Genomic DNA, 12,201 nt, shown 5'->3' on the forward strand with positions numbered 1-12,201 from the left:
TTCAAACGATTCCTGTTTATCTTACACCAATTTAAAGGTCACGTCAATTTCTATGTTGCAAATCTTCCTCTTCCCCTTCCGTTAAAAGAAGCTCAGACAGCCGAAGGGAAGGGGCTGTACCTGCGTATGATTTCCTCTGCTGTCTTGATTCCGTCCATGGCCGCTGAGGTGATTCCCCCGGCATAGCCTGCGCCCTCCCCGCAGGGAAAGATTCCCTTTACAGGGCTTTCCATCTTTTCATCCCTGGGAATGCGGACCGGGGATGAGGTGCGGCTTTCAATGCCGGCTAAGATGGCATCCGGCCGGTTGAACCCCCTAATCATGGTTCCAAATCCTTCCATGCCTTCCATGAAAGCCCTGGACAATGGTTCCGGGAATAGCTCCCTGAGGTTGGCAAAGGCATATCCGCCCTTAAAGGCCGGATTCACATCTCCAAAGTCCCCGGAAACCTGGCCCGCCTTAAAATCCCCGTAGAGCTGTACCGGTATGTTTCCTTTACCCAGGCGGAAGGCAGCCTCCTCCAGACGCCTCTGGAACCTGATGCCTGACATGGCATCTCCCGGCATCCCGCGTACCTGCTCCGCCTCACAGCCCTTCTCCCCTCCGGGCCCTGTCTCCATCCGGCTGAAATCCTCCGGCGTGACAGTGACAATAATGGCACTGTTGGCGTTTTCCCCTGCCCTGTCATGGTAGCTCATGCCGTTGACAGCCAGACGGCCTGTCTCAGAGGATGCATTGACCACGTAGCCTCCGGGACACATGCAGAAGGAGTAAACGCCCCTTCCGTCCGGAGCCTTCCAGGTGAGCTTGTAGCTGGCAGGACCCAATTCCCTGCATTCCTCCATGCCGTACTGGCTCTCATTTATCAGCGTCTGGGGATGCTGCACCCTGAGTCCCACTGCAAATGCCTTTGGCTCCATGGGAACGCCCCTGGCCAGCAGGGTTTCAAAGGTATCCCTGGCGCTGTGTCCGATGGCCAGAACCACTGTCTCCGTCTCAATGACCTGGCTGCCGTTGATTACAAGGGCCTCTATCCGCCTGTTTTCTCCAGCCTCCCTGTCTGTCACGAAATCCGTGACCTGGCTCAGAAAGCGGACCTCTCCTCCCAGGTTTTCAATCTCCCTGCGTATGGCTTTGACAATGCGGCTTAATACGTCGGTTCCAATGTGGGGCTTATTCACATAAAGGATAGACGGGTCCCCGCCGAACTCTGCCAATATGCGCAGTACTTCCCGGTTTCTTCCAAAGGTATCCTTTACCAGGGTGTTAAGCTTTCCATCGGAAAATGTCCCTGCCCCGCCCTCCCCGAACTGTACATTGGAGGACGGGTCCAGCTGCCCTGTTTCCCAGAAACGGGCCACCCGCTCCGTCCGCGCGTCCACATCCTCTCCCCGTTCCAGAAGAATGGGCCTGTACCCTTTTCTGGCCAGCATAAGACCGCAGAACAGCCCCGCAGGTCCGGTGCCGATGATAACCGGCCGGCCGGCCATGGGCTCTGTACCCGGCTCAGGAAGGCGGTAAGGCGTCTCCTGATGGACCGTTACATTACGGTCCTTCAGCCTGCGCACCAGCTTTTCTTCCTTCTGCTGTCCGGCCTGCCTGATTCCTATGTCCACCACATAACTGTACCGTATATCCGGCTTTTTTCTGGCATCCACAGACTGCTTGATAATGGCAAGCTTCTCTATCTCCCCTGCCGGAACATGCAGCATTCTGGCAGCCTTATCCAAAAGGCCTGCCCTGTCGTGTCCCAGGGGCATCTTTAACTGATTAATACGAATCATTTCCTGTTCCTCTTTCCGTTTGCTGCATGTATCCCTGCCGTCATACCGCTGGACCAGGCAAACTGCAGGTTGTATCCGCCGCAGATTCCGTCCACATCCAGAAGTTCTCCTGCCAGATACAGATTATCGTGAAGTCTGGATTCCATGGTGGATGCATCTACCTCCCTGGTATCCACGCCGCCGCAGCACACCTGGGCATTGGCAAAGGGATTCACCGACATGACAATGGCTTCATAGGTCTTTATCTGTTCCAGAAGCAGTTTCAGCTGTCTGGAAGACAATTCCCCTGCTTTCCGGGAGGATTGAATGCCTGCCAGCTTAATGAGCACCAGAGCCAGTTTCTTGTTCAGCAGGCCTGTAAACAGTTCCTCCGCCGTCTTGTGGCCCAGAAGGGCTGCCCGCTTTTTAAGCAGCCCAAAAGCCTCGCCGTCATCCCAGGACGGCATAAAGTCCACCAAAGCAGTGACCTTTTTTCCCTGGTCCAGGGCCCTGGCCGCAAAGCGGCTGACCTGGAATACCGGGATGCCGGACAGGCCGTAGTCTGTCAGCTGCAGTTCCCCCCTGTCCTGGGCCAGCAGTTCATTGGCCGCCATAAGCTTTACCCTGGCATCCGTACGGATACCCGCCATCTGCCTGTACATATTTCCCTGGCACCGCAGCTGCACCAGGGCGGGAAGCGGCTTGATTACCCGGTGCCCCAGCATCTTTGCCAGCTCATATCCGCTTCCGTCCGAGCCGGTGGACGGGGCCGCCTTGGAGCCGGCCGCCAGGATGACCGCATCTGCATCCAATACGCCCTGGTCCGTGTACACTTTGTAGCGGACCCTGCCGCCGGCTGGCTGGTTGGAATCCTCCTCCACCTTTACTGATTTTTTGGCTTTATTTTTGAATTCTTCGCCCACTTTTCCATCTTTATTCCCATCAACCGGCACTATCTTCTCCACATTACAAGAAAGCAGCACCACCACGCCCAGGCGCTCCACCTCACAGCGGAGCACGTCCAGCACTGCGGATGCCTGGTCCGAATTGGGATAGATATATCCGTTCCTGTCCTTTGGCTCTATTCCAAGACCTTTGAAAAATGCCAGGGTCTCGTCCACCCCAAAGCCCCGGATGACCTCCATGGGAAACCCCTCCTGGCCGCAGCGGTAACAGTCCGCCTCCATCCTAAGGTTGGTCAGGTTGCACCTGCCGTTGCCTGTGGACAGGATTTTCTTTCCCACACGGTCCATGTGTTCCACAATAGTCACGTCAGCCCCGCTGCCGGCCGCGCCAATGGCAGCAACCAGTCCTGAGGCCCCGCCTCCTATGATGACGATTCGTCTTCTCATGATTTATCCAAAGCTCCTTATCCTGCTCTTAAGTTTACACCCCATTTTATATGTTTTTCCGTGACATTTCAACTGTTTCCTGTTATTTACGGCGCCTATTTACAGGATTGGACCGCATACAATCCTGGATTCTGCAAAAAGGACCGGATTCCCAACGTGGAAATCCAGTCCCTCTGATTTATATCCGGCCTTTTGCTGTTTACGTTTCACTCTGTCCGTGCAGACGCCGCGCCATCTGTCAATCCTGAATCCGGGATTTGCTGATTCTGCACGGAATGGCCTTAAAAGCAGGAAAACCGGATACCTCATCCCTGATTTTCATGCTGTTTACATCATTGATATTGCCCTCTCTCCACTCCTTTGAATGATAGCTGCTTCCGCCCCCCGAAAACACATGGATTGTCCCCGGATGCATGGGCGTGATTCTGGCCCGGAACCGCTTTGTACCAAAGGCAGTCTCCACATCCACTTTGCATCCGTCTTCTATACCCATGCGTCCGGCGTCCGAAGGGTCAATATCTGCTGTTGGATATGGGTCAAGGACTGCCAGCGCCTCTATATTGGGGCCAAAGGAACTGTATCTGACCGGACTTCTGTTACCGCATGTCATGACAAACTCAAATCCGTCTTTTAATCCCGCCACCCCGCTTATATCCTTATAAACAGGATATCCCGTATACCCCATATCCTCCAATAGCGTGGACGATATCTCAAACTTGCCGGAGGGGGTGGGGAATCCCTTCCCGCCGTCGGCCCTGAGTTCACCTGTCTCATATTTCCTGTAGGTCCGCTTCTTTTCAAGTACAATGCCCTCGGGATGCTCTTTCAGCCGCTTAAAAAGGGCTTCCCTGCCTTTAAAGGCCCGTTCATAGAGCTCTTCCTTATTCTTCGGGAATGCATCCGGCCTGCCCATATATTCCGCCAGCTGCTGGTAAATGAACACATCCGCCTTTGCTTCCCCTACAGGCCCGATTATCTGTTCCCTCAGACGTATGCCGCCCGGATATTCGCAGAATGAATCATTTTCCCACAGCGTGGTGGCGGGCAATACCACATCCGCATACCTTGCATCCTCAGTCATAAAGCGGTCCAGGACCACCATGAAATCCAGTTTCCTGTATACCTGGCGCCACAGCTCCTGTTCCGGGTAGGAAATGGCAGGTGATGCCGCCCGGATTAAAAGTCCTCTGACCGGATACGGCTCACCGTGAAGCACTGCATTGGGGAATTCCATGAACTGGCCGCATCCGGTCAGGGCATAGAATACCGGGTATTTATCCGCCCCAACAGGCATGATTTCCTGCTTTGGCGCCGGTTTTACAGTGGGAATTGCGGACCCGTTAATATAGATGCCGCCCTCCACATCCACCTTGCCTGTTATGGCCCACAGAATCTGGATGGCGCGGTTATTCTGCACTCCGCTGAGCTGATATTCCAGCCCGGTATATGAAACAAGGCTTATCTTCTCCGTTGAGACAAACAGCCGGGTAAGCTCCTCTATGGTCTGAACCGGTATTCCGCAGTACTTTGAAAGCCGGCCAACGGACAGGGTATCCAGGTACGCTTTATAAGCTTCAAATCCTCTGGTATAATTCTTTACAAACCCTTCGTCGTACAGATGTCTCTCCAGTATCAGCTTTGTCATGGCCATTGCAAGGGCCCCGTCGGCTCCTGGGATGATTGGCACCCATATATCAGCCATTTCTCCCATCCCTGCCTTGCATGGGTCTATGACAACCAGTTTCGCACCCCGTTTCTTTGCATCCGCAATGGCCCGGTAGGCGGACAGCGGACCGGAATCCGTCTTTGGGTTTTTACCCCAGCAAAAAATGATTTCACTGTGCCCGATATCTTTTACCAGCATGGCCTCTGTGACGCCATAGGTGGTCAGGGGCGTGAACACGCAGGAGGAGGTATTGCAGATGGAGCCCGGCCCCATATCGTTGGGCGAGCCGAACACCCGGAACAGACCTGCATTTGCACACATACTGTCTTCCAGCCCGCTCCCGCCGTAATAGCTGGCCAGTGCCTCAGGCCCATGTTCCCTGATTATATCCAGAAACCCCCTGGCCGCATATGTAAGGGCCTCATCCCATGTGGCGCGGCGGAAGGTTCCTTCTCCTTTTTCCCCGCACCGAATCAGAGGATGCAGTATCCTTTTATGGCTGTACACAATTTCCGGCGATTTCTTCCCACGGGGACAGACCCGTCCCCTGGGGGATTGGGAATCCGCCTCCACCTTTACAAGCTTTCCGGATTCCAGGGTTGCCACTATATCACATTTATTGTGGCACATCCCGCATACACCTCTTTTTTCCATCCCAGTCACACCCCTTTTTATACAAGGAACGTCTCCCTTGCTTCCTTTACTGCAAGGCTGATATCTGCTTTGATTACCTTTTCCATATCAAGCCCCATATCATGTGCATATTCGTCAAACTCGTTCTCCGTACAGAAGAAATTCATGGCGTTTCAGCACGAACCTGCCCAGTTGGTTATCTCCTCCAGACAGAAGGAGAGCGCATATAAGCCTTCAGGCCGATGTTTTGCGCACTCCCCGTTTTTCATTTCCACATACACATCATTTCCGCATACACAGCAGGATGAATGAATCTGCGTATCCTCATGAAACGTAAACGTGGCTCCAATGGCATCTATGGCGCACATGGCCGAGAATTCCCTGCCATCGGCAAGTGTGACGCGGTGCGCAGTGGGCAGTGCGGATACCGGATAAATGAAGTTGATGTTCCCCTCCTCATCCGCGGAAAAACCATCCCTGGAGTGAAGGACATCCAAAATGTCCTCAAATTCATCCTTGCCGGAAAGGCTTATTCCCTTTAGTGCCTCATACCCGTCCTGTTTCATATGAAAGGGCCTCTTATTATCAATTATGAAGTTCATGATGGCAATACGTACCTCATTCTGCTTTTCATTAAACTTTGCCTGAACATTCTGTCCCAAATCCATACATCCTCTCTTGTGCTTGTTTTTTCTTAATGTTTATGGTCGCTCTGTCCGGCCGTTGTCTCTGCCGCTTTCTCAGCCGCTTTCTCAGCCGCCTGCTCCGCCGCCTTTTTATCACGCGCTTCCTGCTCCGCCTTCAGCTGTGCCTCATGGCCTTCCGCTGCCTTTGCAGCATCCTGTGCAAGCTGCTCGTCCGTGATGTGGTCAATTTCCATTGCCTTTTTCAGCCAGTCCTCGTACTCCATTCCCAAGGGGAAATTCTTATCCAAATCAATGGACTGCGCGAACACATCAAAGCTTCCCAGATTGGCCTTTTCCACCCACTCCGGCTGGCAGAACTCTTCCAGCGTGTCAAGGCTTGTCCTCTGTTCCGGGTCAATATTGAATTTGTCATACTGGGCGAAACGGTTTTTGATATTATCCTCGCTGAATTCCCATGTAATGGTGCGTCCTTCTTTTACGCATTTCATGTACATGGTTCTGAGTCCGACAATCTGCGTGGTGCCAAATGTATCCGCAAAAATCATGGATGCATTGTACGGGTGAAGATACATATACTGTATGGCAAGCCCGTGAGCCAGTACAAGTCTCTTGGCCAGTTCTTCATGTTCCTTGGCAAAATCCTGCTGCATTGCATATACGCAGCACATACCCCATCCTGTTTCCTTATCAGAGGAGATATCAGCTCCCCATCCTGTACACATAATATGTCCGATACCTTCGGACTCTGCCTGTGAGGCATAGGGGTCTCAGCAGGTAAAGGCAGCCAGCTGACCTGCCTTCATCGCTATCAGTGCATCGGACGAACCCATGGAGATAGCTTCGTATTCCCCGTCTGCCGGGTCCGGGGACAAGCCCAGTTCCTCCGCCCATGTGTGCCACTCCGGACGGTATTTAACGCTCTCGCCTCCGATGGCAAGCTTCTGTCCCTTAAGCTGCTCCGGGTCGGTAATATCATTGCTCACAACCAGATACCGGGAACCTCCCAGATGGTTCGCAGCCGCCATATAAAGCGGTGCTCCGTTCTTGGATGCGTCAATGGCGCTGTCAATTCCCAGATACCCGACATCCATTTCACCTGAAGACATGGCCTCTGCAATCTTGCCTGTCTTCGTAATATTGACCTTCAGTCCCAGGGCGTCATAGATTCCCGCTCCCTGCCCCACAAGCGCCGCCACCATGTGGTCGCAGTTGTTATATCCCATCTCCACCACAAAATCCTTATCCGCTGCCGGAATCTCGCCAAGTATATCCTTATATTTGGCGGCCTCCACAACAGGGTCATAGTCGGTGGAAACGGTCACACTTGTCTGAGTACTGTCCTTGCACCCCGCCAGCGCCGTTACCAGCACTCCGATTGCAAGGACGCTTGAAAACACTCTTTTCTTTTTCATTTGTCCGCTCCTTCAATTATAAAGTATTAATCCACTTTCCATTTTAAGAGGATTGACTCAATCAGCAGCATCCCCTTGTCAATCACAAAGCCTATCAGTCCTGCAATAATCATGTACGCCATCATGACATCCGTCCTCATACGGCCTTGCGCCTCTACCATACAGTAACCGAACCCGGCACTCGTCGCGATGAACTCCGCTCATATGACGGACATCCATCCCGCGCTGATAGCCAGTCTTATGCCTGTAATCACTCCCGGTAAGGCGCCCGGCATGATTACATCCCTGATTACGTCCCATGTGCTCGCACCCATGCTTCTCACTGCGTGGTAATAATCCCGGCTGATATCCTGTACTCCTGCAATCGTATTCAGGATAAGGGTAAATACCCCGCTGAAGGCAATCATAAAAATCGTAGGTCCGTCGCCCAGGCCAAACCATACAATGGAAAGGGGAACCCACGCCATAATCGGCACCTGGCGCAGGGAATTGATGAACGGCGCTATGGCTTTCATCAGTTTGGGGGAATACCCCATCAGCAGGCCTATGGGAAATCCAATCAGACAGGCATACATGACGCCTGTCAGCACGCGTCTCATGGTTATTCCTATATTGCGCAGGACATATAAATCCCGAAGGCTGTCGAATACGCTGTAAACCACACTCTCTAAGGTAGGGAATATGAAAAAGTTATTCGTTATATGAGCGCCGAAAAACCATATGACCGCTATCACTGCCACGGCTGCAGGAGTATAATAATTAAATCCTTCTCCCGACAGCTTTTTCCAGTTTCGCCTGTCCTGTCTTCTGACGCCCGTAATCATCCTGTTAACCTGCCTTTCCTGACTGTTAAGCTTATGCTTTTCCTCCATTTTTTCACCTCCTCACTGGTAATTTCTTCATAACGATATGAGTTTACCATGGCTTTTCAGAGATGTATAATAGTTAATCTCTATTCATTTTCCCCTGTCCATAGAATAAACAAATCCCCCTTTTTCCGCTATTTCCCACGCCATTTTTATAGGTATTTCCATCCTGAAACCAACGGAATTATCTATGCCCCCGCCCTCATCCATACTATATTTCTATACGTGTTTCTTTCAGCCGCTTATTATGTTATAATTCCTCCGAATGGAAAAAAATACAAGTAAAAAAGGGGGAAAGCTGCCATGAACAGACCATGTATTGAATACATTTGCGCATGTGCATGATGCGAGGTTTACATTGGGTTCGTTGAATCCTTAAAGAAAGAATATGAAGGAAGGCTGGAAGTCGTCATATATAAAACCGGCAGAGACTTCGATTATATCAAGAAATACGGTGCGGTAACCAAAAGCATGCTGGTCATTAATGAATCCAGGGCCATAAAGAAATTAAGCCGTGAATCCATAACCGCGGCATTTGAGGAGGCAATACAATCTTGTTAAATGAATTCTTTGCGTTTATCTTCCATGTCTGTTACTCCGCACTTAATATGCTGAACAGTTCCTCGGTCTGGATGGTCATAAGCTTTGCCATTGCCGGAGCTTTACATGAATTTCTGAGCCCTGAAAAGATGAAAAAAAGCTCCATCTGTTCATCCAGGGTTTCCGGCGTATTCTGGGTCACTGTGTTCGGTATGCTGATTCCCATATGCAGCTGCGGAACCATACCCCTGGGAATCAGCCTGTACTATTCAGGCGCCTATCTGGGCCCCACACTGGCATTCATGACATCCTCCCCCATGATTAATCCCATTGCAGTGATTCTCTGCTGGGGACTTTTAGGAAAAGAAATTACCATTATATATGTAATCACCGGATTTGTGGCTCCCATGCTCATCGGTATGGTTGCAAACAGATTCGCAGGCAGCGAGCTTCATATGCCGGGTATCGGTGAACAGACCGGACAGCCCATAATCCTCCTGGAAGAGGAACCAGCCTCTTTTAAGGACAAGCTGCTGTCCGGACTGAAGTGGTCCTTTACCGAGCTGTCTGTCACCGTATGTAAATATGCGGTAAGCGGAATGCTCATTGCCGGCCTGATTTTCAATATATTCCCCCAGTCAGCCGTGCAGACCTATCTGGGGAATCCGGGAATCATCTCCCTTTTTGGAATCACGGTGGTGGCCGCCCTCATGTATGTGTGCGCGGTGGGTCATATCCCCTTTATCGCGGCCCTTGTGGCCAGCGGCGCTGCTCCCGGGGTCGCAATCACATTTTTAATGGCAGGCGCTTCCACTAATATACCGGAGCTGCTTACCATTCACCGGACCATTGGAAAACGGGCCATGATTATGTACTTTTTCATGGTGACTGTCATTTCCAATATTGTGGGATACATCACAAACCAGCTGCTTATGCCCGGTTTTAAGCCTGTTCTGGATTTTGACGCCTCCCAGAAGACAATCCGGGCTGCCAATAAACTGATTTTCACTGCGCCCCTGTGGCTGAAATACCTGTGCAGCTTTGTCCTGGTTATCTATGCATGTGTGGCGCTGGCGCGAATCATAAAAAAACAGCTTGGCAGCCAGGCTGCTGAAATGGTTTAGGAGACGAATGATGAGTAAAAAAACAAAAAAGCTGACCCCATACAAACGGATTTCCCTGTACACCATCCTACTTTTATCCGTCTGCTTTCTTGCTTTTTCAGCCAGCAAATATCTCCGGAAGCAGACAGAAGAAACAAATACCGGACGCCGCAGACTGGCCTTTGCCCCTGCTGTGGAGGAGGACAACCAGGCTCTGCTTATCTTTAAAAAGGAGTTTCCCAACCGGGAAATTTATCTGGCCTGTGAGGAGGATGTGACGGACGACGGGATACCTGACCTGCTTGTTATTTATAAAGAAGATTCCCTGGTCCGCTTCGTAACTGCCATTGGCCAGGACAGCGGCGGTTATGTTTATACCGACCCTATCCCTGCGCCCATTGAAAACCAGGGCATACAATTTAAGAACATAGACAATGAAGGCGAAATGGAATTTATCATCTCCGGTGAAAAAAACGGACAGGCCGGATATGCCATTTACCGCATCATCGACGGACAGCCAAAGGATTTATTCGGCGACGGCATGGATAACTGCTGTTGAAAGGAGCATTCATATGAACCCATCCCTAAAAGCCCTGCTGTGTACAGCAGCCGTCTTCACCGTCTGTTTCCTTGCAATATTCCTTTTTCCTAAGGATAACACAGGAACAGACCGGGGCCTGCTGCGCGTCGGAGCCGGAGACGATATATCCGGTTATCTGATGGATGAGACTTTAAGACACTGCGGCAGCAACACGGTCCAGGGAAAAACAGCCGTTGAATCCTTTGAATTCAACGACTGCTGAAACAATACCGCACAATGGGCTTTACGCTCAGAGGAAATTGACGTTGCATTTTACTGCAGTCACATGGCATACCATCTGATTGAGGACAAACGGTTCATGATATACGCCCCTGTCATCATGAATTCAGATGTGATGATTTACAGCGGCACGGATATGGAACATGTATCCCACATAGGCATCAGCCAGGGCCGCAGGCATCTGTCGAAGATGGTGTCGGAAGCCTATCCGCAGATTACTGAAATCTCGGAAATTAGTCCCAGGGTTCTGGGATATTCCCTTGAAACAGGGCAGATTGACGCCGCGGTCATGGATGTCACCAAAGCAGTCCTGGTGCCCGGAGTAACCATTGCGCCCATATCAGACGAGGACTATATCTCCTATGTACTGGTTGTGCGCAGAGACGTGGCGGACACGGAACCCTTCCTGAAATTTGTGGATGCCTATAACAAAACAGTCCGGGCTTTAAACCGGACCGGAACATTTTCTGAGGTCATAAATGCTGACGGGATTCTTCCGGATTCCGTCCACATCAAATTCTTGGGAATTTAAAAGAAAGGAAGATTATTATGTCTATCACTGTGCAGGAACTCAGCAAGAGTTTTGAGAGCAAACGCGGCGCCAAAGAAAGGACTGTTGTTCTGTCAGATATCAGCTTTGAAGTCAGGGACGGGGAATTCGTTTCCCTGTTAGGTCCTTCCGGCTGCGGCAAAACAACCACCCTTACTATTATTGCGGGTTTTCAGCCGCGGGACAGCGGCAGAATTTTTGTAAATAACCGTGAAGTGACAAAGCCCGGTCCTGACCGTGCCTTTGTATTCCAAAATTATGCCCTCCTTCCATGGCTGAAGGTGGGTGAAAACATTCTCTATCCCATGAAAAAGAGAAAGATACCAAAGACACAGCGTGAACAGCGCCTGAAGGAGCTTCTTGAAATGGCGCAGCTCCAGGACTATGCCAACTACTATATCCATGAGATATCCGGCGGAATGAAACAGCGTGTGGCCCTGCTGCGCGCCCTTGCCTGCGACCCTGAGGTCCTGCTCCTGGACGAGCCCCTGGGGGCAGTGGATTTCCAGATGCGGCAGCTGCTTCAAAAACAGCTGGAGCAGATGCTTCAGGCAAAAAAGACCACGGCCTTAATGGTTACCCACGATGTGGACGAGGCAGTCTATCTCAGCGACCGCGTCATCGTCATGTCCAGGGAAAAAGGAAAAATACTGGCCGACATCACCATAGACATCCCACGCCCCCATGACAGGACCAGCGTAGTCTATCACCATTACATGGATGAGCTCACCCAGGTGCTCAGTTCCGCCCTGAATGGTGATGTGAAGAATTCCGAGGACGAGGACCTTTTAGACTTTATCCAGAAAAATGAAAAGAAAAAAAAGGAACATCTGGCCACCGCATAGGCTG

11 protein-coding genes and 1 pseudogene are annotated in these 12,201 nt (G+C 51.2%); 6 read left to right on the top strand and 6 right to left on the bottom strand.

The window, feature by feature from the left end:
* Window positions 1-92: 92 nt before the first annotated feature.
* The 6 genes from FGS84_RS08285 to saoP all read right to left on the bottom strand — a co-directional run bounded on the left by FGS84_RS08285 (window position 93) and on the right by saoP (window position 8,297).
* Window positions 93-1,784: an FAD-dependent protein gene (locus tag FGS84_RS08285; RefSeq protein WP_138307461.1), complete on the bottom strand. Its 1,692-nt coding sequence runs from the start codon at window positions 1,782-1,784 to the stop codon at window positions 93-95.
* Window positions 1,781-3,115 carry an NAD(P)/FAD-dependent oxidoreductase gene (locus FGS84_RS08290; RefSeq protein ID WP_138307464.1) on the bottom strand — a complete coding sequence of 445 codons (1,335 nt, stop codon included), beginning with the start codon at window positions 3,113-3,115 and terminating at the stop codon, window positions 1,781-1,783. Before FGS84_RS08290 ends, FGS84_RS08285 begins: the two co-directional genes overlap by 4 nt.
* Window positions 3,116-3,353: 238 nt before the next feature.
* Complete coding sequence (locus FGS84_RS08295) at window positions 3,354-5,435, bottom strand: molybdopterin-dependent oxidoreductase (protein WP_227146292.1); 2,082 nt, start codon at window positions 5,433-5,435, stop codon at window positions 3,354-3,356.
* Window positions 5,436-5,452: 17 nt separating this feature from the next.
* Window positions 5,453-6,082, bottom strand: a complete 630-nt coding sequence (gene saoL, locus FGS84_RS08300; RefSeq protein ID WP_264469614.1) for a MerB-like organometallic lyase SaoL — start codon at window positions 6,080-6,082, stop codon at window positions 5,453-5,455.
* A 26-nt stretch (window positions 6,083-6,108) separates the two neighbouring features.
* Window positions 6,109-7,473, bottom strand: a complete 1,365-nt coding sequence (saoX, locus tag FGS84_RS31775; RefSeq protein WP_279232800.1) for an ABC transporter substrate-binding subunit SaoX — start codon at window positions 7,471-7,473, stop codon at window positions 6,109-6,111.
* Window positions 7,474-7,499: 26 nt separating this feature from the next.
* Window positions 7,500-8,297, bottom strand: a complete 798-nt coding sequence (saoP, locus tag FGS84_RS08315) for an ABC transporter permease subunit SaoP (RefSeq protein ID WP_243129913.1) — start codon at window positions 8,295-8,297, stop codon at window positions 7,500-7,502.
* A 345-nt stretch (window positions 8,298-8,642) separates the two neighbouring features.
* On the opposite strand from saoP, the gene saoT reads away from it, so the two are divergent.
* The 6 genes and pseudogenes from saoT to saoA all read left to right on the top strand — a co-directional run bounded on the left by saoT (window position 8,643) and on the right by saoA (window position 12,197).
* Window positions 8,643-8,900: a thioredoxin-like (seleno)protein SaoT gene (gene saoT / locus FGS84_RS31780; protein WP_264469615.1), complete on the top strand. Its 258-nt coding sequence runs from the start codon at window positions 8,643-8,645 to the stop codon at window positions 8,898-8,900.
* Window positions 8,894-10,003 carry an efflux transporter SaoE gene (saoE, locus tag FGS84_RS08325; RefSeq protein WP_243129911.1) on the top strand — a complete coding sequence of 370 codons (1,110 nt, stop codon included), beginning with the start codon at window positions 8,894-8,896 and terminating at the stop codon, window positions 10,001-10,003. The genes saoT and saoE overlap by 7 nt, the downstream gene beginning before the upstream one ends.
* 7 nt (window positions 10,004-10,010) lie before the next feature.
* Window positions 10,011-10,541 (top strand): Cys-Cys-COOH (seleno)protein SaoC, encoded by a 531-nt coding sequence (gene saoC / locus FGS84_RS08330; RefSeq protein WP_171042567.1) that lies wholly within the window; start codon window positions 10,011-10,013, stop codon window positions 10,539-10,541.
* A 13-nt stretch (window positions 10,542-10,554) separates the two neighbouring features.
* Window positions 10,555-10,785: a hypothetical protein gene (locus tag FGS84_RS08335; protein ID WP_138307480.1), complete on the top strand. Its 231-nt coding sequence runs from the start codon at window positions 10,555-10,557 to the stop codon at window positions 10,783-10,785.
* A 15-nt stretch (window positions 10,786-10,800) separates the two neighbouring features.
* Window positions 10,801-11,334, top strand: a pseudogene (gene saoB, locus FGS84_RS08340) (ABC transporter substrate-binding (seleno)protein SaoB); the annotation flags it as partial.
* A 17-nt stretch (window positions 11,335-11,351) separates the two neighbouring features.
* On the top strand, window positions 11,352-12,197 hold the full coding sequence (gene saoA / locus FGS84_RS08345; RefSeq protein ID WP_138307484.1) for an ABC transporter ATP-binding protein SaoA: 846 nt from the start codon (window positions 11,352-11,354) through the stop codon (window positions 12,195-12,197).
* Window positions 12,198-12,201 lie beyond the last annotated feature (4 nt).

This window comes from Clostridium sp. 1001271st1 H5 (genome assembly GCF_005845215.1).
Classification (GTDB): domain Bacteria; phylum Bacillota; class Clostridia; order Lachnospirales; family Lachnospiraceae; genus Enterocloster.